This is a genomic window from Aminobacter sp. UC22_36 (genome assembly GCF_044056035.1).
GTDB lineage: Bacteria > Pseudomonadota > Alphaproteobacteria > Rhizobiales > Rhizobiaceae > Aminobacter.
Window position 1 is genome coordinate 2,053,499 of sequence record NZ_CP171996.1, and the last position, 23,576, is coordinate 2,077,074.

Sequence of the window (23,576 nt, forward strand, 5' to 3'; positions counted from 1 at the left end):
GACCCCCGACGCGCAAAACCCGACCCGCCCACAGGGCGGATCGGGTCTGTTTGCTGCCGCCTGGCGCTAGTTGGCGCTGGCGATCGGCGCCACCAGCGGCGTGATGCGGCGGATGGCGACGCGGCGGTTTTCGCGCTCTGGTTTCTGCGACTTCACCTTGAGGTAACGCTCGCCGTACCCTTGGGTCGATAGGTTCTCCGGCGCGATGCCGAAGACGTTGGTCAGCGCATCGGCCACGGCCTCGGCGCGGCGATCCGACAGCGCCAGATTGGCGACATCGGAACCGACGGCGTCGGTGTGGCCCTCGATGAGGAAGGTTTCGGCCGGGTTCTTCTTGAGCAGCTTCTCCATCGCATTGGCGACGCCTTCAAGCTTGGCGATCTCGGCCTCGGGGATCGAGGCTGAACCGAATTCGAAGCTCAGCGTATCGAGATCGACGCGTCGTGCGATGTCACGCACGCGGGCCGAACGCTTGACCTCGTCGACCGAATAGAGCCGCTTGACGCGCTCCACCGGCGGACGCTCGAGGAAGTCGTAATAGGCATCGTCATCTTCGACATATTGCGCGTCGAGAATGTACTCGTTGCGCGGGATATGCAGCTGCAGCGGCGGCAGGTCGAGACCCGGATCGCGCCACTCGTCCATGCCCTCGTAATACTGGTCGTCGACATAGCTCAGCACATATTCGCGCCCGTCCGGCGTGATGCGCGAACGCTGCACGACGTCGCCATAGCGGTTGCGGATGGTGATGATCTGGTTGCCGTTGTCGCGCACGATCACCTCGCGGGTGCGACCGCGCGGCAGCTCCTCATAATAGACCTCTTGCGCGTCGCGGGTCAGGCGCGGGCGGTCGTTGCTCTCGACGATGATCTGATTGTTGATCTGGATGATGATGCGGTCGCCGATCTCGCGCACGACCTCAGTGCCCTCGGGGCGCGGCCTGCGGCGCAAGTCGACCTCGGGCATCTGCTCGATGCGGGTGCCCTTCTCGGCGGTGACGGCCTGGATCTCGACAGGCTGGGCTGCCTCGGTGGCCGTCTTGTCGTCGACCGGCGGCGGGCCGGGATCGACCGGCACCGGCACAGGCTGAGCCGTCTGTTCGCCGGCCTGCCCTTCGGGCGCTGGCTGAACGGGCTGGCCTTCGGCAGCCGGCTGCTGGCCACCTTCCTGGGCGGGCGGCGTTTCCTTCTGGCTGTCGAGGAGCGGTGCCTCGTTGGGGTTCACCGGCGGCTGGTTCGCTGGCGCTTCGCCTTGCTGTGCAGGCTGTTGCGGCTGTTCACCCGTTGCTGGCTGTTCGCCGGTCGCCGGCTGTTCACCGGTAGCTGGTTGCTCGCCCGTTGCGGGCTGCTGAGGCTGCTCTGCCGCAGGTTGTTCGCCCTGGGCCGGAGCTTCGCCCTGAGGTGCGGGCGTTTCCGGCGTGGGAGTCGGCGCAGGGGGCTGCTCCGGTGTCGGCTCGGCAGGCTTCTTCGCCGGCTGTTCGGCCTGTGGTTGCTGCTCGGGCTGTGCTTCCGGCTGGGGAGCGACCTCAGGTGTCTGGGCTGGTTCCTCTGCGGCCGGGGCCTGTTCCTTCGGCTTGGGCGCGGGCTCCTCGGCCTGCGGTTCGGGCTGCGGCGCTGCCTCCGGCTCGGCGGCGGGCTGTTCCTGCGGCTGCTGTTCGGCGGCAGGCTCGCGCTTCTTGCGCTTGGGGGCGGGTTCTTCTGCCTGCGGCTGCGGCTCGGGCTCTGCCTGCGGTGTGACCTCCTGCTGAGGTGCGGGTTCCTCCGCCGGTGCCTCGCGCTTCTTGCGGCGGGGCTCTGGTGCCGGCTCTTCGGCCTGCGGTGCTGGCTGTTCTGCCTGCGGCTGCGGCGCGGGTTCGGCCTGCGGCTGAGGTTCGGGTTGGGGCTCAGGCTGCGGCGCCGGCTCCGGCTGGGGGGCTGGTTCAGGCTGCGGCTCGGGGGCAGGGGCCTGCTGGCCGCCGCCCTGGCGCGCGGCGCAGGCTTCCGCCGATTCGCCTTCCTGGCAGTCCGACTGGACGCGGATCAGCGGCAGCGATGTCCCTGTGTCGGCCAGCGGGCCGTTCGGCAGCGACATGGCGCCCAACGGCGCGGATGCCATGAACAGGCCGATTGCCGTGCCTGCGAGAATCCGTGGTTGGCGTTTCATCGTTGGAAATCTCCTCGAAGTGAACTTTGGTCCCGTCCCGGCCCAAACAGATGGAACCGTTAATGGTTCCGCTTGGTGTGGCAGTCGCATCGCATCGGGGCGATTGCCCGACATCAACATGGCAATATCGTGGTTTCGCTGAACTGGCGATGAATGCGAGCTGCCGGCTTGACGTATCTTTGCATCGGGGCCAAATGCCTGACATGGACGATGCCTATTGGAAAACGACGCCGCTGGAGGCGATGAGCCCGACCCAGTGGGAGCAGCTTTGCGACGGCTGCGGCAAATGCTGCCTGTCCAAGCTCGAGGACGAAGACACCGGCGAGATCTACTGGACCAGCGTCGGCTGCCGGCTGTTCGACGGATCGACCTGCCGCTGCGCCGACTACACCAATCGCCTCGCGCGGGTGCCGGACTGTGTCGGGTTGACGCCTGCAAACGTGCGCACGATTTCCTGGCTGCCCAGCACCTGTGCTTATCGCCTGGTCGGCGAAGGCCACGACCTCTACTGGTGGCACCACCTCGTTTCCGGCAGCCCTGACACCGTGCATGAGGCCGGCATCTCGGTGCGCGGCAAGCTGACGGCGTCCGAGGACGACCTGGCCGAGCCGGAAGACTATTTCGACCACATGCTCGACGAAGAGCCGTAAGCGCTGCAAATCCCGCGAAGTGCCAAATTGCTGACGTATTCGGCTGGCCATTGTCGCTGCCGCGCGGCTGGGAACGATTGCGCTAGATCAAATATTACAAAGCAGAATCAATATGTTACCAGATGAACCGAAAATGAATGGCCGGTTCGAAAACGGTTCAGCTTGGGCAGTGCATTGTCAGCCCATCGCTCAGGCACAGACGGCCTGACGCCACGGAGTTCAAGGAGAAGACCATGTTCGACAAGATCAAGACCGCCGCCCTTTCGGCCCTTATCGGCTTCAGCACGCTGGCCGCCATTCCTGCCACGGCACAGGCGGAAGGCCTCTATCTCAACCTCGGCCAGGGTCAGCCCAATGTCGGCGTCTACATCCAGGACCGTGACAACAACCGCTGGGATAACCGCAATGACGGTTGGGACAATCGCAACGATGGTCGTTGGGACAACCGCAATGACGGCCGCTGGGGCGGCCGCCCGGGTGGCCGCTGGGACCGCGCCTGCTCGCCTGACAGGGCGGTCAACAAGGCAGAACGCATGGGCCTGCGCCGCGCCCGCATCGTCGACGTCAACCGCCGCTCGATCACGGTGAGCGGGCGCAAGTACGGCGAGCGCGTCGCGATCACCTTCGCCCGGGCCCCGAATTGCCCCGTCGTGCGTTGGTAACAAGTAGATCGGGCGTTGTCCGATCACAGTAGCGGGAGCCCCTTTCCCCTCGGGGAAGGGTGTGTGGCTCCAAACAAAACCCCGGAGGCCTGGCCTCCGGGGTTTTTCATGTTCGCGAGCACTTGCAAAAATCCTGCCGCGCGGTTGAACGCGCGGCAGGGCCGATACGCTAGCCAGTTCTCAGGTTTGCCTGTCAGTTCTTCAATTCGAAAGTGACGTTGACCTGGACGCGGTAGGCGTTCTCGCCTGCCTCGACAGGCGCGGCACCTGCGGCGCGGTCGAACGACTTGGCCTGCATCGGCATCGGCGGCGGCGCGTAGGACTGGTCGGCGATCTCAAGCACCTTGCCGAGATTGACCCCGGCGGCCTCGGCCAGCACCTTGGCCTTGGCGATGGCGTCGGCGACCGCAAGCTTGCGCGCCTCGGTGATGACGCCTTCGGGCTTCTCGTTGGTGAAGGTGATGCCGCCGCCCTGGTTGACGCCGAGCGACACGGCCTTGTCGAGGATCTCGCCGGTCTTGGCGATATCGCGCACGCGCACCGACAAGGTGTTGATGACCTGATAGGCGACGAGCTCGGCGTCCTGCGAGCCATCGGGCTTGTTGGTGTAGTTGTAGCGCGGCTGGATCTGGATGCCGGCGGTCTGCAGGTCGCGCTCGGCGACGCCCGCGGTCTTCATCGCGGCGATCACGGCGGCCATGGCGTCGTTGTTGGCGTCGAGCGCCTCGCGGGCGGTCTTGGCCTCACGCATCACCGACAGCGACAGCAGCGCCAGATCGGGCGCGACCGAGGCTTCGCCTTCGCCGGTGACAATGATGCGCGGCGATGGCTGGTTGTCGGCGCGGGCGGCAGCCGCGGGAACTGCGAGTACCGCTGCAAGTGCAAGCGCCATGTATTTGCGATTCATAATATAATCTCCGTTGTCCTGAGCCCTTCAACAGTGTCGAATAGGGGCGGATTATGGGTGGAATGCGGCAGCGCGCAATAGTTGCACAAAGATGGCTTGTGCCAGCGGGCAAAACTTACTATCCAGCCGGCGTGGGGCCTGTAGCTCAATGGTTAGAGCCGGCGGCTCATAACCGCTTGGTTGGGGGTTCGAGTCCCTCCGGGCCCACCAAATATATAATAAAATCAAATGCTTATATGGCGGATAGCCAATGTGCTTGGCCAGGCGGTTAGCCAAAGCCTATTTCTTGCGCACCATGCGGGCGACTCTATCCATGCCCTGAACTGCCAGCCGAACCTGCGAAGCTTCGCGCGAATGGAGTTCGGCGTGCTCGTCGTGCGTCGTACTCCGCTATCCAGCTAAGCAATCGACAGAATCTCGAGTTCGCGTTGCCCTAGCAGGACAACGTCGCCCACGGTTTTGCCAATCAGTGCGAGCGCAACCGGCGAGCCATGCGATATGGAAGCTTGAGACGGGTTGGCCTCATCCTCACCGACGATGCGGAAGGTCTGAGTGCGGCCATCATCGCGCTCGAAAGTGACGGTATGGCCGAAGGCGACCATTTTGTTAGAGGTGGGCACCGGCATAGGCCGGGCCGTACGGACGCGCTCGGCATAATAGTGCACGTCTCGAACCGGAACTGCCGACTGCCGTCGCCGCTCGTTGACATCTTCCAACATGTTGGCGGCCGCGAGAGCCTGCTGGGCGCGGGCCAATTCATCGTGCAGCATCTTAAAACCAGCCTCCGTGACCAGGTTTATCCGGTCGGAGATGGGACGAGCCGGCAGGATGGTTTCCGATGCGGCCTCCGCGCTTTCCTCTTTGGCAAATGCTACGCTCAATTGGTCGGAACTCCCTGTCGAACACCCTTAGCAATCGGATAACCTAAGCCGCCAACAAATCTAGCGCAATTCAACGGCTGGCCTCGGCCCACAGTGGAGCAGCCAAGAGAGGTGATGCCTGGTGGATATCGAACTGCAGCGGCTGGTTTTCTGGATCGGAATGCGACCAGCGACCGCTCGGATCTGATGCTGATGTGGCTGACCAAATCGGCCAATGCCGGCCTAATTCGGCAGGGCGCCAAGGGGTGGAAATGATGACAAAGCACCGAATGTATACGACCGCCTTCGCAAACGTTTATCCTCTTTACGTCGCGAAAGCAGAGAAAAAGGGACGTACAAAAGCAGAGGTTGATCAGGTCATCTCATGGCTGACAGGCTATGATCCGAAAGCTCTGGAAGCTCAGCTGCAAAAACAAACTGACTTTGAAACATTCTTTGCAAAGGCCCCAAAGATCAATCCGTCGCGCGCCTTGATCAAGGGCATGGTTTGCGGTGTCCGCGTTGAGGACATCGAGGAACCAACCATGCGAGAAATTCGCTACCTGGATAAACTCATTGATGAACTGGCGCGGGGAAAAACGATGGATAAAATTCTGCGAGAGACTTGATCCGGAGCCTCAATCTCCATCCACTTGCGATTGGCTCTGGTGTTTTGGCCATCGCACAGCGGATGCGATTGGCCTGCCAATGCAGCACGCAGCAGTTCGAGATCGGAATGAACCGCGCTGTAGAATGTCCGCAACGCGGTCGTCAACCGAACGGCTGCTTTCTGTTGAGTTCGCTCCGAAAACGGATCGTCTAATTCCGGCCCGAAGCCGGGTGTCCGTCGACGAAACGCGCGACGACCAAGATTGGTGGACTCCCGAGCTTCAAGCCGACACGCAGGAGCTATGCGTCAAACAGAAGATCGTACGCTGTCAGTCATCAGCTTAACGCCCAGCGCTCCAACCACCATTCCCGCAGCACGATCGATCCAGATTTTGGATCGCAAATAGGCAGCCTTCGGTCCGCGCGACGAGAAACCCAGTGCCACGATGGCGTACCATGCGAATTCATTGAGGAAGAGCATCGGTGGCAGAGCAAACAACATCCAGGATGGCGTCGGCGAGGGCAACAGCGCGGCGAACATCGAAGCATAGAAGATCGCTGTCTTTGGGTTGGATAGTTGCACAAAGAGACCACGCAGCAGGGACTTCCAAAGCGTGCTTGGTCGTCCGGTCGTCGTCTCGGCAACCTCAATCGGTTCGGGCGCGGCGCGCCAGATGTTAATTCCGAGCCACACAAGATAGGCGCCGCCGGCCAGCCGTAGCACAAGGTTAAGCCATTCAACCTGCAACAGGATCGCCGTCAGTCCCGCGACCGCGATGCAGGCGAAAACGAAGCCGCCGATGCCCATGCCAAGCGCCGCCATTACGCCGTCTGCGCGCGACCCGGAAATAGCGATGCGCGAAACCACGACAAAGCTCGGGCCTGGGCTGATAGCGCCGAGAAGGAAGACCCCGAGAATGGAGAACAGGATCGCGACTTCATGCACGGTGCTTCCTCCTCAAATCCAATGCCCTGCGCACTTGACCAGTTCACCGGGGGACCGACCGAGCTGCCTCAATTAGTGGATCAACTCGCAATTGTCTGCAATGGGGTCGCGACCGGACGGCAGCTATTCCGCCTCCTTATCCCAAGGGCGCCAGGATCAGGGTGAATGAATGCGGCTGGCGCGTGCTGCCGGAGAATTCGTGCACGGCGGAGAAACTGCGGGCGCATGCCGACACGCGAGAAGGCAGACGTGGTCCCGCCATTCGCGTCTGGCAGCGAACTTTGCGACTGAATGTCAGGCAGCCTTCTCGAACCAGCCGGCAAGGTGCTCGAAAAGTCGCGCCACGGCTTCGGCGCCAGGGTCGACGTGTCCGGCAAGCTGCTTGGCATTGAGGTAGGCCGCGCGTCCGGCATTGGCTTTGGTCATGCTGGCGGTGCGATCGGCGCCCTCCCTCGCGGCCCTGGCCGCAGCGGCAGGCCCATCGTTCAAAGCGTCAAGCGCCGGCGCCAGCGCATCGACCATCGTGCGATCGCCCAGGCGAGCGCCGCCGATTTCCTGCATGCGCCGCAAGCCGGCCTTGAGTGCCTCATGCATTGGTAATCCGCTTGAAGCAGCATCTCCCGTGGCGGCAAAAAAGATCGCCAGCAACACGCCCGACGAGCCGCCCATGGTCTGGCTGAGCTCGAGGCCGATGGCACGATAAAGCTGGGTATGATCCGCCAGGGGAAGCCGGTTCATGGCGCCAATCAGCGCGCGGGCCGCCCCGGCCAAGGTGCTGCCGGTATCGCCATCGCCGGATTTGGCGTCCAGCGCATTGAGGTCATTTTCCGCGGCGATCAGGATTTCGCAACATCTGGTCAAGAATTCCTGGGTTTGCTTGTGCACCGAGGGCATGGGCGTAACGGGCGTCAGGCCATCGGGCAGCGCCTGCACCGCAACTTGCCCCAGCCATGAGATTCTGGGCCACGCCGCCAGTGGCGTATGCTGCTTGAGCAGCGCGATCTCTGCTTCGTCCGCAGGGTAGATGGAGATCGAAAAGCCCTGCATGTCCAGCGACGTCATCATGGCTGCCGGTCCGACAACATGATTGATCCGTTCGCCAATCGCCGACAGGCGAATCTCGTTCAGAATGATCGACATTTCGAGAACTGACGTGCCGCCGAGATTGTTGATGAGGGCAACATGCGGCCTGGCTTCCATGTCAACTGCGAGACGCCCGATCATGGCGGCAACGGCAGCCTGGGCGCCGTTGAATTCGACCTGTTCGACACCGGCTTCGCCGTGGATGCCCAATCCCAGCTCGGCCATGCCCGCGGGGATGCGATCTTCCTTGGGGGACCCTGGAATGGTGCAGGTGCTGAGTGACATGCCGATGCTCTTGGTCCTGGAGACCACCTGACGCGCCGCGGCCGCCACGGTCTTGAGGTCGGCGCCGTTCTCGGCAAGAGCGCCAGCTATCTTGTGAACGAAAAGCGTGCCGGCCACGCCGCGGGCTTGCGGCAATTCGGGCAAGGCGACATCGTCATCGACGATGACCATCTCCACATTCAAACCAAACTGGCGTGCACGCTCCGCGGCCAGGCCGAAGTTCAGCCGGTCGCCGGTATAGTTCTTGACGATGAGCAGGCAGCCAGACGGGCCAGTCACGGCAAGGATGCCGGCCAAAACCGCATCAACGGTCGGAGAGGCGAATATGTCTCCGCACACAGCGGCAGTCAGCATGCCTTCCCCGACAAATCCCGCATGCGCCGGTTCATGACCTGAGCCACCGCCCGAAAGCAGGGCGACCTTGGACTTGTCCCAGTCGTTGCGAACCACGACGCGGATATGCGGATATCCATCCAGTCTGGCCAGTTTTCCGCCCGAGGCGGCGACGAGACCATCAACGGCTTCAGTGACGATGTTTTCTTTGGTGTTGATGAATTGGGCCACGATGTTCTCCCTTACTTTAGCCTTTGGCCGTCTGCGTCGAAGAAGAACGGCTTCAGAGGCTCGATCTTGATGGTGTTGCCGCTTTTGAGCTCGGTGTGGGTGTTCGTGACGGTGACGATGTTGTGGTTCCTGAACGACAAATGCAGGCGTGTCTGGTCGCCCAGATGCTCCACGCGGGTCACCAGGCAGTCGGCGCCGGCGCCTTGCCTGATCTGTTCGGGCCTCAGGCCGATCGACATGGCGTTCGCCGGTGCCGTGCCAAACAGGTCCGCCGGCAGAATGTTGATCCTCGGCTGCCCAAGCCGGCTGGCGGCATAGATGCTTATCGGGTCTTCGTAGATCTCGCGGGGCGATCCGAACTGCACCAGCCTGCCATGATCAAGCACACCCACATGCGTTGCCATGGTCATGGCCTCGATCTGGTCGTGCGTCACATAAAGCAGGGTGGCGCCGGAATCGGCTTGAATGCTCTTGAGCTCGATGCGCAAATCGGCGCGCAATTTGGCATCGAGCGAGCTGAGTGGCTCATCCATCAAATAGATGGCCGGGTTGCGAACCAGTGCACGTCCAATCGACACGCGCTGCATTTCACCGCCGGAAAGTGCCGTCGCCTTGTTGTCCAGCTTGTGGGCGATCTGGAGCACCTCGGCAACGGACCGGACCTTCTTGTCGATTTCCGACCGTGGGGTCTGCAGCAGCGGCGACTTAAGCGGAAATTCCAGGTTCTGCCGCACCGTCAAATGCGGATAGAGCGAATATTGCTGGAAGACCATCGCCACATCGCGCTCGGCGGGTGTCAGGCCGCGCATGGACCGGCCGCCAATCAACACCTCGCCGGAGCCGGGTTTTTCCAGGCCCGAAACCATGCGCAGGATCGTCGTTTTTCCTGCACCCGTCGGGCCGAGCAAAACCACGAACGAACCATCGGCGATGGTCATGGAAACGTTGTCGAGTGCGACCGTGTCGCCAAACGCCTTGGTAATGCGATCGATAACCACCTCAGCCATGAGCCAGCACCCTCTGGTTTGCCTCTGAGAACAGGGCGCGACCTTTCGCAGGCTCGAATACGGTCAAATTGCGCGCGTCGAATTCGAGGCCGACGGTCTCGCCGGGCCTGACGGCATCCGCAGACGAGATACGCGCCTTGGCCTCGCCGTTCGCCGTGGCCAAGGTGATGATCTGTGTCGTTCCAAGATATTCGGCCGCAATGACTTCAGCCCGATAGGCCGAGCTGTCGGAGAGCCGGATGTGTTCGGGCCTTACGCCGAGGGTCAGCTTGCCGGTCGCGCCCTGCAGGCTTTTGGGGATGGCCACGTCGTGACCCGCGAGCACGACATTGCTGCTTCCGATGGCGATCATGCCTTCGAAGTCGAGGAAATTCATCGGTGGGGAGCCGATAAACTTGGCAACGAACTTGGTTGCCGGCCAATCGTAAATATCTTGCGGCACGCCGAACTGCTCGACCACGCCGTGATTCATGACGACAATCTTGTCGCCCATCTGCATGGCTTCGAGCTGGTCATGGGTGACGTACACGGTGGTCGCGCCCATGCGATCGTGCAGCGCCCGAAGTTCCTCGGCCATGTGTTCGCGGAATTCGGCGTCAAGCGCACCGAGAGGCTCGTCCATGAAGAACGCCTTGGGCTGCCGCACGATGGCGCGGCCCAGCGCCACGCGCTGGCGATCGCCGCCCGACAATCCGCTGACCGGCCGGTCCAGGATGCTCTCGATGCCCAAAACCCCGGCAACCTCAGAGACGCGACGGCGGGTCTCTTGCTTGCCCATCCCTTGGCTGATCAGGGGATAGGAGATGTTCTTGCGCACGTTCATGTGCGGATAGAGAGCGAACATCTGGAAGACAAAGGCGATGTCGCGTTGCGAGGCCGGCTTCATGCCGACCTCTTCGCCATCGATGTAGACATGTCCGCTCGTCGGCAGTTCCAGGCCCGCCATCATGCGCAACGTCGTCGTTTTGCCACAGCCGGATGGGCCGAGAAGCATGAAGAATTCGCCATCCTCGATGGTGAAGGAAGACGACTGGACGGCCGTGAAGGCTCCAAATTCCTTGCGCAGATTTTCAATGCGTATCTGGGCCATCGCGTTACTCCGGGAAGTGGCTCGTCACGATGAACATCACCGTGCCGATCAGGGTTACAATGAAGGAGTAGGTGTACAGCCACAGCGCGAATGGCTGCATGAGCATGGCCACGCCCAGTGCGATCAGCACCGATGCCAACAACTCCCAGGCGCCACGTCGAAAGTGCAGAAGCCCCCTGACAAACTGGGTCATTTGCGCACCGCACCGAAGGTAATGCCGCGAAGAAGGTGTTTGCGCAGCAGAATGGTGAACACCATTACGGGCAACAGGAACAAGGTTGCGCCAGCGGCAACGGCAGGCCAGTCCTGACCGCCGACACCGATGATTGTTGGGATGAAGGGCGGTGCCGTCTGCGCCGTGCCGGACGTCAGCAGCACGGCGAAAGCATATTCGTTCCAGGCAAAAATCAGGCAGAAGATTGCGGTGGATGCAATGCCCGTCGCGGCCTGCGGCAGCACGACTTTATAGAAAGCCTGAAACCGCGAATAGCCGTCGATCAGAGCTGCCTCTTCGTACTCGATCGGGATTTCGTCGATGAAGCCCTTCAGCAGCCAGACCGAAAGGGACAGGTTGACGGCCGTATAGAGCAGGATCATTCCCAGATGCGTGTCGCTCAGTCCGAGCTGCCGGTACATAAGAAAAACCGGAATGGCGACCGCGATCGGCGGCATCATGCGGGTGGACAGGATGAAGAACATAAGATCGTCCTTCAGCGGCACCTTGAAGCGCGAGAAGGCGTAGGCGGCTGCCGTCCCCAGGACCATGCACAACAGGGTCGAGCCGAAGCCGATGATGATGGAATTGAGGAACCGCTCGCCATAGCGGGAGGGGCCGGCGATCAGCATGCCGTTGTCGCGCACGATCTGCTCATACCAGCTAGCCGGTGGGGGAGCCTTTGCCAGCGTTTCGGCATTGGCGCGCGTCTGGGTCGTGAACAGGTTTACGTAGCCCTCAAGGCTAGGCTGGAACACGACTTTGGGCGGGTAGGCGATCGCATCCGACGGTGTCTTGAAGCCCGTGGCGATAATCCACAGCAGCGGGCACAACGTCACGAGTGTGTAGAGTACCACCAGCGTGCCGGCGAACCACTTCTGCCTTGCCGATGGTTCGGTGACTGAGTAGCTCATCGTTCTTTGACCTTGTTCAAGGCTTTGACGTAGATGGAGGCGAGCCCGAAAACCGTAACGAACAAGATCACGGCATAGGCGGAGGCGTAGCCTGTCCGCCATCTCTCAAAGGCTTCGCGTTTCAGGTTGATCGATGTCAGCTCGGTGGTGGAGCCGGGGCCGCCGCCGGTAAGCTGCACGACAAGGTCGAACATCTTGAAATTTTCGATGCCGCGAAACAGCACGGCGAGCATCAGGAACGGCAGGATCATCGGAATGGTAATGGTCCAGAATTGCCGCCACTTGCTTGCCCGGTCGCATTCGGCAGCCTCATATATGCTGTCGGGGATCGACCGCAGACCGGCAAGGCAGATCAGCATGACGAACGGCGTCCACATCCAGGTGTCGACGATCACGATGGCCCAGGGCGCCAGGCGCACGTCGGCGATCATGGAAAAACCTGCCGGATCCTGGCCCGTGAGGAAGCCGACGACATAGTTGAAGAGGCCGATTTGCGGCTGATACAGAAACGTCCAGAAATTGCCGACCACGGCGGGCGACAACATCATCGGCAGCACGATCAGCGTCGTCCACAAATCGTTGCCGCGGAATTTCTTGTTGATCAGATATGCCAGCGAAAAGCCGATCAGGACCTGCAATACGATGGTCCAGAACAAGAAGTGAGCTGTCGCCTGCATCGTGTTCCAGATGTCGTCGTCAGTCAGAATGCGCCGATAATTGTCGAGCCCGATGAAGTCGACGGGACTGTTTGGCCGGTTCACGCGGAAATTTGTAAAGCTCAGCCTGATCGTCCAGATCAGCGGAAATATGTTGATGGCCAGCAGGAGAACGATCGTCGGGCCGATGAATATCCAGGCAATGGCTCTATCGGAGAGGCTTTTGATGTTCCGGCGAATATTCGGCGGCGTCGCCTGCGCAACGCCCTGAAGGGTTGGTTCAGACATGCGGTTCACTTCTCGCTAGGCGGAGGTTGTGCGGAGCCGGACAATGCCGGCTCCGCACGCGTCCTTGGGAGGACGGTCAGGGAGAAACCCGAGGCTAATTTTTGCCTTCTTCTTCGAAGACCTCGTCCCAATCCTTGACGAGGCCGTCGAGCGCTTCCTTGGCGGTGCCATTGCCGGCGACGACATAGTTGTGGACGCGGCTCTGCATGGCCAGCAGCAGGGATGCATAGGAGGGCTCGGCCCAGAAATCCTTCACGATCGCCATCGAATCCAGGAAGGTCTGCGCATAGGGCTGGCTGGACGCAAAGCCTGGATCCTCGACCACCGAGCGCATGGCGGAATAGCCGCCCACGGACCACCACTTCTTCTGGACCTCGGGTTGTGCAAACCACTTGATGTAGTCGAGAGCGGCGTCCTTGTGCTCGGTGTTGGCCACGACCGAGATGCCCTGGCCGCCCAGTTGTGCAAAATGACCGTTAGGGCCGGCCGGGTTCGGGAAGTAGCCGGATTTGCCGCCGCCCACATTGGGATCAGCCTCCACGCCCGGCCAGATGAACGCGAAGTTCATCTGCAGCGCGACCTGGCCCGATTTGTAGGCATCGATATCTTCGGACATGTACCAGTTGGATGCGCCGGGCGGCGTGCAGCAATTGTAAAGCTCCTTGTAGAACTCGAGCCCCTTGACCGCGCTGTCTGAGTTGACGAAGCCTTCGAGATTGTAGGGCTTTTGAGGATCCTGGTACTCAAAGCCGTAGTTGTAGAGGACGTTGGTCACGCCCATGGTGATGCCTTCGGATCCGCGCTCGGTATAGATCGCCGCACCGTAGACGGTTTTGCCGTCGATCTGCCTGCCCTGGAAGAATGTGGCGATGTCCTTGAGTTCGTCGAGCGATTTGGGGGCGGCGAGGTCGCGGCCATGTTTCTGCTTGAACTCGGCCTGCAGGTCGGGCCGCTCAAACCAGTCCTTGCGGTAGGTCCAGCCGACAACGTCGCCAAAGGCGGGCAGTGCCCAGTAGTTCGGCGTGTTCTTCGGCCATTGCGCGTAACCGGTCACGGTCGCCGGGATGAAATCGTCCATCTTGATGCCATTGGCATCGAAAAAGTCGTTGAGCTTCAGATACTGGCCGTTCTCGGCGGCGCCGCCAATCCACTGGCTGTCGCCGATCAGCAGGTCGCACAACTTGCCGCCTGAATTGAGTTCGTTGAGCATGCGGTCGGCGAAATTTGGCCACGGCACGAACTCGAATTTCATCTTGTTGCCGGACTGCGCCTCGAAGTCCTTCGAGAGTTCGACCAGGGCATTGGCGGGGTCCCAGGCGGCCCAACAAAGCGTCAAGTCATCGGCCTTGGCGGATGATGTTGTGGCGGCGCTGATGGCTGTCACCATGCCGGCCATGGCGACGGAATTCAAAAGCAGAGATTTCACGGTTGTAACCTCCCAAAAGAAGCTCGCGCAGGAGACGGAGCTATTTCGAATTCAATTTCGGAAGAGGTTGCCAGAATTGAGGCTCGCACCTCAGTGCGTTCCGGCACGGCTCCTCCCTGCGACGCAAACCCTGCAAAAGTTTCCTCCCAATGCAGGGTGCATCTGAAAATTTATATAAATGAGGTGCGCACGTCAGTGCAAGCGGTTTTTGAGGTGCGCACCCCAAAATCGTCTTGCCGTCGACGCCGATGAAACTTAGATATGGTCGGGAACTGGGTAGGCGGAAGCGATGAGACCGACAGCAAGGGATTTGGCTATAGCGGCGGGCGTGAGCCTTGCCACGGTCGACCGCGTCCTGAACGATCGTCCCAATGTCAGCAAGAAGGCCGAGCGACAGGTCAATGAAGCGATCGAGCGCATCGGCTTTGTGCGCAACCTGGCGGCCGTCAATCTCGCCCGTAACACCACCTACAGGTTTCGCTTCCTGCTGCCGCAGGCCGGCGACCAGTACCTGAAGGAGATCATGCGCGAGATCGCGGCCGTCAATGACGCCCTGAGGTCGGAGATGGTCACCGCCGAGATCGTTCAGATCCCGATCGAGGACCCCCATCTGGTCGCCAACAGCCTCGCTTCACTCGACAGGGCCAAGGTCCAGGGCGTTGCGATCATGGCGCCCGAGTCCCCGCAGGTGCGCGACGCCTTGCACCGCCTGAGCGAGCGCGACATACATGTCGTGCGGCTGCTGTGGGGCAAGGAACAGACCGCAGAAACGGATTTTGTCGGCATCAACAACTATGCGGCGGGAGCGACGGCCGCGCGCATTGTCGGGCGTTTCTCTCACAACAAGAATGGGAGCGTCATGGTCATTGCCGAAACCATGCGCGCACAGGACAGTATCGAACGTCGCCTGGGATTTGACACCATCATCAACGAGGCGTTTCCCAATCTGAAAGTCTTGCCGTCACTCGAAACACATGCTGACAATGAGCGTACGCGTCGCATCGTGTCCCTGACCCTGGAGCACAACAGCGATGTCGTTGCGATCTATGTGATGAGCGCCGAGGCGCGGGGGCCAATCACCTGCATCTCCGAACTGGTGAACCTCGATGAAATGGTGGTTGTCGCTCATGAGCGTACGCCATTCAGCGTCGCGGCGTTGAAGGCGGGCCAGATCGACGCGGTGATTGCCCAAAATCCCGGACATGCAGTGCGCAGCGCAGTTCGCCTGTTACGCGCACGCGCTGATAACAGGGAACCGGTGAGATCCCAGGATCAACTGCGCATCGAGATCTTACTCAAGGACAACCTTTGACGGCCTGTGTCTGCGATCCCCGAAGCCTTCGCGAACGTCGAGTGTGTCAGGTTGAGCCGGGAGCTATGAGGCCTTGGCAGCGACGCCGCCTCGGAAGGCGGATAGTCGGTGTCTTTGTTGCTGCTTTTTTGCAGCAGCATTGCCGCGCAGCCGAGTTGCGTGGCGTAACATTGGCCGTTCGCGCAGAAGCTCCGGCCGCGTAGCCGGCTCGGCCGGAGATGCTCAATCCGGGCCAGCATTCTTGGCCCGACTGCGCCGTCACGGCATCGCGCCAAACCCAGGCATTGTTCAGTGGCTGCCGACCAAACCTCGGGCTCAAACTCCGTCCTCGATCAGGCCGCTCGTGCGTTCTCCGGCGTTCGATGGCCCATAACCTTCCTGGGCGCGCAGCTGCGTCGGCGACATGCCGAAATGCTGCCTGATCTGACGTGAGAAATGGTAAGGGTTCTTGTAGCCGCACCGCTCGGCGATTTCCATGATCGGCAGATCGCTATGCAGGAGCAGTTGGCGCCCGCGGGACGCCCGCAACTGCCAGAGATAACGAACCGGTGTAATTCCGATATGCTTGCGGAACGACGAGATCAGATGCTGGGGTGTCAGCGCGACCAGATCCGCCAGCCGGGCGATGGTCAGTTCCTTTTCGAAGTTCTCCTCGAGATAGCGCCGTGCCCGATGAATTGAGCGGGGAATGTGCCGTTCCCGCTCCGATATCTGCGCCTCATGGAAATAGGCAGTGAACAGCGACAGCCCTAATGCGTCGCGAAGAACGCTGGTGTCTGCGCCGTTGCCCAGTCCCAGGCCGAGCCTCTGGATCGTCGCCAGCCGTTCGGAAATCGGCAGCCGACCCGGCACGTTGCGCAAGCTCAACGCGACTGCCTCCGGCAGATTGTCGGGATATGCGTCGCACCAGCTGACCTTGTCGCGCTTGCCCTTCTCATACTCGAACAAGGACAACTGCTCGCCCAGGAACAGGCCGCATTCACCGGCTTCAATGATGGTGATTTCGCCGTCGCATATCGCCTTGGCGGTGCCCTCGTGCACCATCAGCAAGGCCGCATAGCGGCCTGTGAGCGGTCCGTAGACTCCCCCGACGGAATAGACAGCCTCGCCAAAAGAGAAGCCGTCTTCCGGATCGACGACGATATGCATCCGCTCGTCCCAATGGTCGCTGGACTGTCCGTGATCGCGTTGCATTCCACAACAGTAGCCCGTCGGAATCTTAGTTCAAGACATGCTTCGGAGCGTCGGCGATATTTCGTTTGATGTCTTGATGCAGGACACTTCAGCCATTGCGACGAGACGACCAGACGCAGCCGGCGATAAGGGCCAACGACTGTTGTTGACCGGCTGGAAGGATGGCCCGGCCAACCGTCCCATGTCCGCGCAATGCAAATTTGGAAAATTGGTTGGCAGGGAGAAGATCGGTGAATCTACGAGAGTTCATAAGGAAAGTTCCAAAGACGGAACTTCATCTCCATCTGGAGGGAAGCATTCACCCGCAGACCGCGCTGGACCTGGCCAGGAAGAATGGCGTGCATTTGCCACCAGTCGACGATGCCAAGGATCTGTATCGCTTCAAGAGCCTTGAGGATTTCCTCGTCATCTATTCCGCGGTGTCGGCAAGCGTGGTCGACGTCGACGACTTCAGGCGCATCACATATGAGATGCTCGAGCGCTGTGCCCGCAGCGGCGCGCGCTATGTCGAGTTCTTCTTCAGCCCGCATGCGCATCTGGATTGCGGTGTCAGCTACGAAACGCAACTGAAGGGCATCCTGACCGCCATGCAGGACGCCGAAAAGGACCTTCGCATTGTCAGCCGCATCGTCCCTGGCATCAATCGCGAGCGTGGGCCGGTGGCTGGACAAGAGATGGTCGAGCTGATCCTCGCCCATCGAACCGACGAAGTCATTGGTATCGGCCTGGACTTCAACGAAGCGCCATTTCCGCCCGAGCCTTTTGCCGATGTCTTTGCTTATGCGCGCAAGTCGGGGCTGCATGTGACCGCGCATGCCGGCGAAACGGGGCCGGCCGCCTACATCAAGGGCTCGCTCGATGCATTGAAGGTCGAGCGCATCGACCATGGCTACAATGTCGTCAATGACCTGCAACTGATGCAGCGCTGCAAGGACGAAGGGGTGCTCTTCACCGTATGTCCTTCAACCGCTGCGGTGACATCGGCGTGGCACGATCTGTCGGCGCCTGATCACGCCATCCGCCAGATGCTCGACTCCGGCCTGACGCTTTCGATCCACAGCGACGATCCGCCGATGTTTTTCACCGACCTCGAAAACGAATACGTCAAGGCCGTGGAACAGCTGAAGTTCACGCCACGCGACATCCGGGACGCCATCCTGGCGGGCATCGAAGGCTCCTGGCTCGATGCATCCACCAAGAGGCAGTGGCTGCAGGATTGGTCGGAAGAGATCGACGGCCTGATGGCAGAGTTGTCGCCCAACTAAGTCCGGCTTTCCGCGCCGCCAGCAAAGGGCGACCGCAGGTGACCGGGCAGCCCTATCACCAGACATCAGCTGGGCTTGCCCCGTCGCGGGCCCAGCTGGCAATGCCAGGGAAAATTCGACGCGGCTCAGTATGCGATGTCGATCGTGTCCTCTGCAACTTCGCTTGGCTTGTGGTAGCCCATGTTCGTGCGCACTTCTGTTGGCGACATGCCAAAGTGCTGCTTGATCTGGCGCGAGAAATGATACGGGTTCTTGTAGCCGCACTGATAGGCGATTTCCGCTACGGTGAGACCGCTGTGCAAGAGCAGGTGATGCCCGCGTTTTGCACGCACCTGCCAGAGATAGCGGGCCGGCGTCATGCCGATATGTTTGCGAAACGATGAAATGAGATGCTGTGGCGTGCGCGCCACCAGCTCCGCCACGGCGTCGATGGTGACGTCTTTTTCCGAATTTTCCTCGATATAATTTCTGGCGCGGTGGACGGGGCGGGGGATATGCCGATCGCGCTCCGATATCTGCGCTTCGTGAAAATAGGCCGCGTAGAGCGACTGTCCCAGCGCGTTGCGCAACATGTTGAGATTGGCCGCGGATCCTGAGCCCAATTCGACGCCGAGGCGCTGGAGCGCCTCAAGCCGATCGGAGATCGGAATCTTGGCAGGTACGTCGCGCAAACGCAGCGCAATCGTATCCGTCAGAATTCCTGGATAACCTTCGCACCAGCTCACCCTGCCGCGCTTGCTGTCGCCATACTCGAACAAAACATAACGTTCGTTGCGAAAGACGCCGCATTCGCCACTCTCCACCAAGGTCACTTCGTCGTCGCAGGTCACCTTGGCTGTTCCTTCGTGGACCAGCAGCAGCGTGACGTAGCGATTGCGAAGCGGGCCATAGACCCCTCCCGCGCTGTACATCGCCTCACCGAAAGTGAAGCCATGTTCGGGGTCGACGATTGTCTGCATTGGTTGGCTCCCGGCCATGGTGGCGCCGGCTGGTTACCCCGGCGCCCTCCAGGCGTCAAACATTAGCCTGCTGCGATCTTCATTGAAGATATCCATTATATCGGCCAGGACATTCCGCAAGGACCTCTCTTCGTCGACTATCCAACTAAGAAAAATCAGCCCGACCCGACAAGGCCAGAGATGGCAAAAATAGGGTTGCGCTCCAGGGAGCAGAAGCATGTTCTTGCCCGTCGACAACTCGAAAACCAAGAGCGAGCTGCCGCCCGGATGCACATTCGCGGAGAGCGACTGGCATATCCTCTCATCGTTCTGGCATCCCGTGGAATATGCTCACGAAGTTGGCGAAAAGCCGGTGCGGGCCCGCCTCCTGGATGTCGACCTTGTCCTCTATAGAACCTCCCAAGGGATAGCCGTCGCCCGCGATATCTGCCCCCACCGCGGCACCCGCATCAGCTCCGGCTGGATGGCCGACGACCAGATCGTCTGCCCGATGCATGGCCTGCATTTCGACCATGGCGGGCAGTGCACCAAGATCCCGTCGATGACCGATCCAACCGCAAAGATTCCGCCGAAACTCAGGTTGCTGACTGTGCTGTCGGAGGAGCGCTACGGCATAATCTGGGTATGCCTCAAGGGTGAGCCGATCTGGCCGATCCCTGAATGGCCTGGTCTTTCCAACGCGGCCTGGAAGACGGTCTATCTGCCCAAGGACACCTGGAATGCGGCAGCCAGCCGCCATGTCGAGAACTTCAACGATGTCGCCCATTTCCCGTGGGTCCATGCCGAAAGCTTTGGCTCGGCGACAGCGGTTCCGATTCCGCAATATACTGTCGATCACGCGGAATTCGGGCTGCGCTTCTCTTATCCATACCCGAACGGCGCAAACTACTATCCCGATGGCGTCGAGGGCACCGAGCGCAACGTCGTCTACAGCTATGAGCTGACCTATCCGTTCTCGACAATCATCATCATCGATCCGGAAGGGTCGGACTACGTGCAATATCTGGCGGACACGGTGTGTCCGGTTTCCGCCCGCGAAACCCGCATTTTCCAGTTGCTCACCGATACGACCGGCAATCCGGACGGCGAGTACTGGAAGAAATTCCAGATGCTGATCAACGATGAAGACAAGTCGATGGTCGAGGAACAGCGACCGGAAGATCTGCCGCTCGATCTGACCGAAGAAATCCACGTTCCGTGCGATCGCCTGTCGCTTGAGTACCGGCGTGCGCTTGCCAAGAAATTCGGACTCGGCGCGCCGATCGCGAGTTGAACGAGCTTAAGCCAGTCCAGTGGAAATCGGAACTGCCGCGATGTTCGAACCGAGGTGCCTGGTTCCGACCACAAGGTTCCGCGATTTGCCTGCAGCAAGGAGCCGAGCATGAACATCGCGCTGTCTGCCCATGGAAATGCTATGATCCACCAGGTCAACCGTTCCGCGCGCCTGCAGGTGCTGATCGCCGCCAAGACCGGCGAGGCCCAGGATATTGCCGGCTTCGAACTGGTCGATCGCAGTGGCGAGGAGCTGCCGGCGTTCACCGCGGGGTCGCATGTCGATGTCTTCATGCCCAACGGGCTTGTTCGCCAGTATTCACTTCGCAACGATCCGCAGGAGCGTCACCGCTATTGTCTGGGCGTGCTGCGTGATCAGCAGGGCGCTGGCGGTTCGATCTTCATGCACGATATGCTGAGCTCAGGCGACGTGATCGAGATCAGCCACCCACGCAACGCCTTTCCGCTCAACGAACAAGCGCCGTCATCATTGCTGCTGGCCGGGGGCATCGGGATCACGCCGATCCTCGCCATGGCCCACAGGCTGTCGGCTTTGGGACAGGATTTCGCGCTGCACTATTGTGCCCGAAGCGCTGCCCGGATGGCTTTTCGCGCCGAGATTGACGCGGCTCCATTTGAGAAGCAGGTTCTTTTTCATCTCGACGATGGGCCGCCCGAGCACAAATTGAACATCGCGGCATTGCTACAGTCGAAGCCAAAGGGCACGCACCTCTATGTTTGCGGCCCCCGCGGTTTCATGGATGCCGTCATCGGCGAAGCCGAACGGTCGTGGCCGAAGGAAACCATCCACCGCGAATATTTCGGCAAGATCGCTGATGTCGCGGCATCCGATGAAAGACCGTTTGCCGTCAAGATTGCCAGCACCGGTCAGGTCTTTGCCGTTCCGGCAGGCGAAAGCGTGGTCTCGGTCCTCGGCGCCAACGGCATCGAGATTCCGGTATCCTGCGAGCAGGGCATCTGTGGAACCTGCGTCACCCGCGTGCTTGCCGGGCTGCCCGATCACCGCGACCTCTACCTGACCGATGCCGAACATGCCGCCAATGACCAGATGACGCCATGCTGTTCGCGGGCGCTGTCGGAAATCGTCGTGCTCGATCTGTGAACGAGGGAAATATGCACCGGTGGACATACACCGGGCAAAGCAGGGCCGGAACGAACCAGGCCAGACAACCAATGGGAGTTGGAAATCATGATTGGACGATTGACCGGCAGGCTGGTTGCCTCCTTGGCAATGGCTGTGCTCGCGCTGTTTGCGCTGTCGTCGGTGTCGCGCGCTGAAAATCCGGACAAGCTCCGTATCGCCGTCATCCTGGCTTCCGGTGTGGAAAGTGGCTGGGACGGAACGCTGATTGAATCGCTGGAGCGAGTGAAGGCGGCGAAGCCGCACGGGCTTGAACTGAGCTGGAAATACACCGACCCGCTATGGGGCGACGATGCCGGTGACGCCATGCGGCTGTTCGCCGAAAGTGGCCAGTATGACGTCATCTGGGCGCACAGCACCTATTCCGACCAGGTCAAGAAGCTGAAGGACGAGTTCCCCGACATACTCTTCGTCGTCACCGGTTCGGGGAATGAAGGTTTGGGCGGCAACCAGTATATGCTCTACAAGCGTGTCCACGAACCTGCCTACCTGCTCGGCGTCATCGCCGGCCGGATGACCAAGTCCAACGTGCTTGGCACTGTGGGGACATTTCCGGCCGACGACGTCAACGACTCGATCAACGCCTTCTTTGCTGGCGCCAGATCGGTAAATCCGTCGATCAAGGAAAAGGTCGTTTTCATCGAGTCCTGGTATGACCCGGCCAAATCAGCCGAATACACCCATGCGCAGATCGCCACTGGCGCCGACGTCATCTTCCAGCAGACCGACAACTTCAAGGAATGCGAGGCTGCGAAGATCATCTGCTTCGGCAGCAATCAGGATCAGTCCAGCTTCTCGCCCACCACCATCGTCAGCAGCACGGTGATCCGTTGGGATCCGGACATCATGCACGTCGTCGAGGCCTGGTGGCAGCACAAGGTCGAGGGCAAGCCGCTTGCCGGCAGCACCGAGCGGATATGGCGCGGCATGAAGGATGGCGGCGCCGAGATGGCTCCCTATCACGGCTTCGAGGCGACGCTGCCGCAAGAGGTTAAGGCCGAGGTCGAGGCGCTGAAGGCAAAGATCATCTCAGGCGAATTCAAGGTGCCGCTCGATGTATCAGCCCCCAAGCCCAATTGAGACAACGCTCCTGCCGGCCCGGGAGGTCGGTTCCGGCAGGAGGCGGTGCCCAGTCGCCAGTCAAAAGACCATGTTCACTGCGTTTTCGGCAACACGACTTGGTTTGCGGTAGTCCATATTGGCCCGCAGTTCCGTAGGCGACATGCCGAAATGCAGCTTGATCTGGCGCGAGAAATGAAAGGGGTTCTTGTAGCCGCATTGATACGCGATTTCTGCGATCGTCAGGCCGGTATGCAAGAGGCGCTGCTTGCCACGGTTCGCCCGTACCTGCCAGAGATAGCGGACAGGCGTTACTCCGATGTGTTTTCGGAACGATGAGATCAGATGCTGGGGTGTGACGGCCACCACATCCGCCACGTGGCCGACAGTCATCTCCTTTTCGAAATTGTCCTCCAAATAACGCCGGGCCTGATGAATCGAACGGGGGATGTGCCTCTCCAGCTCCGAGACCTGTGCTTCATGGAAATAGGCGGTAAACAGCGACTGCCCCAAGTTGTTCCGGAGCATGTTGACGTAGGCGCCGGTCCCTGAGCCCAGTTCCAGACCCAGGCGCACAAGTGTTGCCAGCCGGTCGGTGACAGGAATTTGAGACGGCACGTCGCGCAGGCGCAAGGCAACGGACTCCGGCAGGCTGGCCGGAAATCCCTCGCACCAACTCACCCTGTCGCGCTGGCCTTTCTCATATTCGAATAGCGAAACGCCTTCGCACAGGATGAAGCCACATTGCCCGGGTTCGACGATGGTGACTTCCCCATCGCATGTCACCTTGGCGCTGCCTTCGTGCATCATCAGCAACGTAGCATAGCGTCTGGTCAGTGGTCCGTAGACCCCTCCGATTGAGTAGTCGGCTTCGCCAAACGAGAAGCCATGTTCGGGATCTACCACGCTGTCCACTGGCTCGCTCCACCCAGCTATTCGCCCATGGGCAGCTCGCGCCACTCTCCGGGCATTCCAAACATTAGCCCAGCGTAATCTTAATTCAAGACATGCTTCGGATCGGCGGCGATATTCCGCTTGGCGCCGCGATGC

22 protein-coding genes and 1 tRNA gene are annotated in these 23,576 nt (G+C 60.6%); 9 read left to right on the top strand and 14 right to left on the bottom strand.

Annotation, left to right across the window (positions count from 1 at the left end; translation table 11 throughout):
* Positions 1-66: 66 nt before the first annotated feature.
* Entirely contained in the window at positions 67-2,142 is a 2,076-nt protein-coding gene (locus ACHMW7_RS13305; protein ID WP_395450688.1) for an OmpA family protein, read from the bottom strand.
* A 203-nt stretch (positions 2,143-2,345) separates the two neighbouring features.
* On the opposite strand from ACHMW7_RS13305, the gene ACHMW7_RS13310 reads away from it, so the two are divergent.
* Both ACHMW7_RS13310 and ACHMW7_RS13315 read left to right on the top strand, forming a co-directional pair.
* The gene (locus ACHMW7_RS13310) at positions 2,346-2,792 is read left to right on the top strand and encodes a YcgN family cysteine cluster protein (RefSeq protein WP_395451319.1); all 447 of its coding nucleotides are present in this window, start codon (positions 2,346-2,348) and stop codon (positions 2,790-2,792) included.
* Positions 2,793-3,025: 233 nt separating this feature from the next.
* Positions 3,026-3,454 (top strand): hypothetical protein, encoded by a 429-nt coding sequence (locus tag ACHMW7_RS13315; protein WP_395450689.1) that lies wholly within the window; start codon positions 3,026-3,028, stop codon positions 3,452-3,454.
* Between the two features lie 193 nt (positions 3,455-3,647).
* On the opposite strand, the gene ACHMW7_RS13320 is transcribed toward ACHMW7_RS13315, so the two are convergent.
* Positions 3,648-4,361 (bottom strand): SIMPL domain-containing protein, encoded by a 714-nt coding sequence (locus tag ACHMW7_RS13320; protein ID WP_395450690.1) that lies wholly within the window; start codon positions 4,359-4,361, stop codon positions 3,648-3,650.
* 134 nt (positions 4,362-4,495) lie between these two features.
* Between ACHMW7_RS13320 and ACHMW7_RS13325 the strand changes: the two genes are divergently transcribed.
* Positions 4,496-4,571, top strand: a tRNA-Ile gene (locus ACHMW7_RS13325).
* A 188-nt stretch (positions 4,572-4,759) separates the two neighbouring features.
* Here ACHMW7_RS13325 and greA read toward each other — a convergent pair.
* Positions 4,760-5,242 carry a transcription elongation factor GreA gene (greA, locus tag ACHMW7_RS13330; RefSeq protein WP_395450691.1) on the bottom strand — a complete coding sequence of 161 codons (483 nt, stop codon included), beginning with the start codon at positions 5,240-5,242 and terminating at the stop codon, positions 4,760-4,762.
* Between the two features lie 254 nt (positions 5,243-5,496).
* Here greA and ACHMW7_RS13335 point away from each other — a divergent pair, with 254 nt between their 5' ends.
* The gene (locus ACHMW7_RS13335; protein ID WP_395451320.1) at positions 5,497-5,850 is read left to right on the top strand and encodes a DUF2200 domain-containing protein; all 354 of its coding nucleotides are present in this window, start codon (positions 5,497-5,499) and stop codon (positions 5,848-5,850) included.
* 287 nt (positions 5,851-6,137) lie between these two features.
* On the opposite strand, the gene ACHMW7_RS13340 is transcribed toward ACHMW7_RS13335, so the two are convergent.
* From ACHMW7_RS13340 to ACHMW7_RS13375, 8 genes are all read right to left on the bottom strand, one after another.
* Positions 6,138-6,776: a LysE family translocator gene (locus ACHMW7_RS13340; protein ID WP_395450692.1), complete on the bottom strand. Its 639-nt coding sequence runs from the start codon at positions 6,774-6,776 to the stop codon at positions 6,138-6,140.
* 294 nt (positions 6,777-7,070) lie between these two features.
* Positions 7,071-8,708 carry a dihydroxyacetone kinase subunit DhaK gene (locus ACHMW7_RS13345; protein ID WP_395450693.1) on the bottom strand — a complete coding sequence of 546 codons (1,638 nt, stop codon included), beginning with the start codon at positions 8,706-8,708 and terminating at the stop codon, positions 7,071-7,073.
* A gap of 11 nt (positions 8,709-8,719) precedes the next feature.
* Positions 8,720-9,715: an ABC transporter ATP-binding protein gene (locus tag ACHMW7_RS13350; protein WP_395450694.1), complete on the bottom strand. Its 996-nt coding sequence runs from the start codon at positions 9,713-9,715 to the stop codon at positions 8,720-8,722.
* A complete protein-coding gene (locus ACHMW7_RS13355) occupies positions 9,708-10,805 on the bottom strand; it encodes an ABC transporter ATP-binding protein (protein WP_395450695.1) in 1,098 nt (365 codons plus the stop codon). Before ACHMW7_RS13355 ends, ACHMW7_RS13350 begins: the two co-directional genes overlap by 8 nt.
* A 4-nt stretch (positions 10,806-10,809) precedes the next feature.
* Positions 10,810-10,998 carry a hypothetical protein gene (locus tag ACHMW7_RS13360; protein WP_395450696.1) on the bottom strand — a complete coding sequence of 63 codons (189 nt, stop codon included), beginning with the start codon at positions 10,996-10,998 and terminating at the stop codon, positions 10,810-10,812.
* Complete coding sequence (locus ACHMW7_RS13365) at positions 10,995-11,933, bottom strand: carbohydrate ABC transporter permease (RefSeq protein WP_395450697.1); 939 nt, start codon at positions 11,931-11,933, stop codon at positions 10,995-10,997. The genes ACHMW7_RS13360 and ACHMW7_RS13365 overlap by 4 nt, the downstream gene beginning before the upstream one ends.
* On the bottom strand, positions 11,930-12,877 hold the full coding sequence (locus ACHMW7_RS13370) for a carbohydrate ABC transporter permease (RefSeq protein WP_395450698.1): 948 nt from the start codon (positions 12,875-12,877) through the stop codon (positions 11,930-11,932). The genes ACHMW7_RS13365 and ACHMW7_RS13370 overlap by 4 nt, the downstream gene beginning before the upstream one ends.
* A gap of 94 nt (positions 12,878-12,971) precedes the next feature.
* Complete coding sequence (locus ACHMW7_RS13375; protein WP_395451321.1) at positions 12,972-14,294, bottom strand: ABC transporter substrate-binding protein; 1,323 nt, start codon at positions 14,292-14,294, stop codon at positions 12,972-12,974.
* Positions 14,295-14,592: 298 nt separating this feature from the next.
* Between ACHMW7_RS13375 and ACHMW7_RS13380 the strand changes: the two genes are divergently transcribed.
* Positions 14,593-15,615 carry a LacI family DNA-binding transcriptional regulator gene (locus ACHMW7_RS13380; RefSeq protein WP_395450699.1) on the top strand — a complete coding sequence of 341 codons (1,023 nt, stop codon included), beginning with the start codon at positions 14,593-14,595 and terminating at the stop codon, positions 15,613-15,615.
* Positions 15,616-15,930: 315 nt separating this feature from the next.
* Here the strand turns inward: ACHMW7_RS13380 and ACHMW7_RS13385 are convergent, their stop codons facing one another.
* Positions 15,931-16,764 (bottom strand): helix-turn-helix domain-containing protein, encoded by an 834-nt coding sequence (locus tag ACHMW7_RS13385; protein WP_395450700.1) that lies wholly within the window; start codon positions 16,762-16,764, stop codon positions 15,931-15,933.
* 206 nt (positions 16,765-16,970) lie between these two features.
* Between ACHMW7_RS13385 and add the strand changes: the two genes are divergently transcribed.
* Positions 16,971-18,074, top strand: coding sequence for an adenosine deaminase (gene add, locus ACHMW7_RS13390; RefSeq protein WP_395450701.1), 1,104 nt, complete (start codon positions 16,971-16,973; stop codon positions 18,072-18,074).
* Positions 18,075-18,199: 125 nt separating this feature from the next.
* Here add and ACHMW7_RS13395 read toward each other — a convergent pair whose 3' ends face one another.
* Positions 18,200-19,033 carry a helix-turn-helix domain-containing protein gene (locus ACHMW7_RS13395; RefSeq protein WP_395450702.1) on the bottom strand — a complete coding sequence of 278 codons (834 nt, stop codon included), beginning with the start codon at positions 19,031-19,033 and terminating at the stop codon, positions 18,200-18,202.
* Between the two features lie 217 nt (positions 19,034-19,250).
* On the opposite strand from ACHMW7_RS13395, the gene ACHMW7_RS13400 reads away from it, so the two are divergent.
* The 3 genes from ACHMW7_RS13400 to ACHMW7_RS13410 all read left to right on the top strand — a co-directional run bounded on the left by ACHMW7_RS13400 (position 19,251) and on the right by ACHMW7_RS13410 (position 22,547).
* Entirely contained in the window at positions 19,251-20,306 is a 1,056-nt protein-coding gene (locus ACHMW7_RS13400; RefSeq protein WP_395450703.1) for a Rieske 2Fe-2S domain-containing protein, read from the top strand.
* 108 nt (positions 20,307-20,414) lie between these two features.
* Positions 20,415-21,428, top strand: a complete 1,014-nt coding sequence (locus ACHMW7_RS13405; RefSeq protein ID WP_395450704.1) for a PDR/VanB family oxidoreductase — start codon at positions 20,415-20,417, stop codon at positions 21,426-21,428.
* 87 nt (positions 21,429-21,515) lie between these two features.
* A complete protein-coding gene (locus ACHMW7_RS13410; RefSeq protein ID WP_395450705.1) occupies positions 21,516-22,547 on the top strand; it encodes a BMP family protein in 1,032 nt (343 codons plus the stop codon).
* A 60-nt stretch (positions 22,548-22,607) separates the two neighbouring features.
* Here ACHMW7_RS13410 and ACHMW7_RS13415 read toward each other — a convergent pair whose 3' ends face one another.
* On the bottom strand, positions 22,608-23,441 hold the full coding sequence (locus ACHMW7_RS13415; protein WP_395450706.1) for a helix-turn-helix domain-containing protein: 834 nt from the start codon (positions 23,439-23,441) through the stop codon (positions 22,608-22,610).
* Between the last annotated feature and the right edge of the window lie 135 nt (positions 23,442-23,576).

Bases quoted from the DNA above. Each gene is read 5' to 3' on its own strand.
- ACHMW7_RS13305 (WP_395450688.1), bottom strand. From the start codon at position 2,142: ATGAAACGCCAACCACGGATTCTCGCAGGCACGGCAATCGGCCTGTTC.
- ACHMW7_RS13310 (WP_395451319.1), top strand. From the start codon at position 2,346: ATGGACGATGCCTATTGGAAAACGACGCCGCTGGAGGCGATGAGCCCG.
- ACHMW7_RS13315 (WP_395450689.1), top strand. From the start codon at position 3,026: ATGTTCGACAAGATCAAGACCGCCGCCCTTTCGGCCCTTATCGGCTTC.
- ACHMW7_RS13320 (WP_395450690.1), bottom strand. From the start codon at position 4,361: ATGAATCGCAAATACATGGCGCTTGCACTTGCAGCGGTACTCGCAGTT.
- ACHMW7_RS13335 (WP_395451320.1), top strand. From the start codon at position 5,497: ATGACAAAGCACCGAATGTATACGACCGCCTTCGCAAACGTTTATCCT.
- ACHMW7_RS13350 (WP_395450694.1), bottom strand. From the start codon at position 9,715: ATGGCTGAGGTGGTTATCGATCGCATTACCAAGGCGTTTGGCGACACG.
- ACHMW7_RS13355 (WP_395450695.1), bottom strand. From the start codon at position 10,805: ATGGCCCAGATACGCATTGAAAATCTGCGCAAGGAATTTGGAGCCTTC.
- ACHMW7_RS13360 (WP_395450696.1), bottom strand. From the start codon at position 10,998: ATGACCCAGTTTGTCAGGGGGCTTCTGCACTTTCGACGTGGCGCCTGG.
- ACHMW7_RS13365 (WP_395450697.1), bottom strand. From the start codon at position 11,933: ATGAGCTACTCAGTCACCGAACCATCGGCAAGGCAGAAGTGGTTCGCC.
- ACHMW7_RS13370 (WP_395450698.1), bottom strand. From the start codon at position 12,877: ATGTCTGAACCAACCCTTCAGGGCGTTGCGCAGGCGACGCCGCCGAAT.
- ACHMW7_RS13380 (WP_395450699.1), top strand. From the start codon at position 14,593: ATGAGACCGACAGCAAGGGATTTGGCTATAGCGGCGGGCGTGAGCCTT.
- ACHMW7_RS13385 (WP_395450700.1), bottom strand. From the start codon at position 16,764: ATGCATATCGTCGTCGATCCGGAAGACGGCTTCTCTTTTGGCGAGGCT.
- add (WP_395450701.1), top strand. From the start codon at position 16,971: ATGGCCCGGCCAACCGTCCCATGTCCGCGCAATGCAAATTTGGAAAAT.
- ACHMW7_RS13395 (WP_395450702.1), bottom strand. From the start codon at position 19,033: ATGCAGACAATCGTCGACCCCGAACATGGCTTCACTTTCGGTGAGGCG.
- ACHMW7_RS13400 (WP_395450703.1), top strand. From the start codon at position 19,251: ATGTTCTTGCCCGTCGACAACTCGAAAACCAAGAGCGAGCTGCCGCCC.
- ACHMW7_RS13405 (WP_395450704.1), top strand. From the start codon at position 20,415: ATGAACATCGCGCTGTCTGCCCATGGAAATGCTATGATCCACCAGGTC.
- ACHMW7_RS13410 (WP_395450705.1), top strand. From the start codon at position 21,516: ATGATTGGACGATTGACCGGCAGGCTGGTTGCCTCCTTGGCAATGGCT.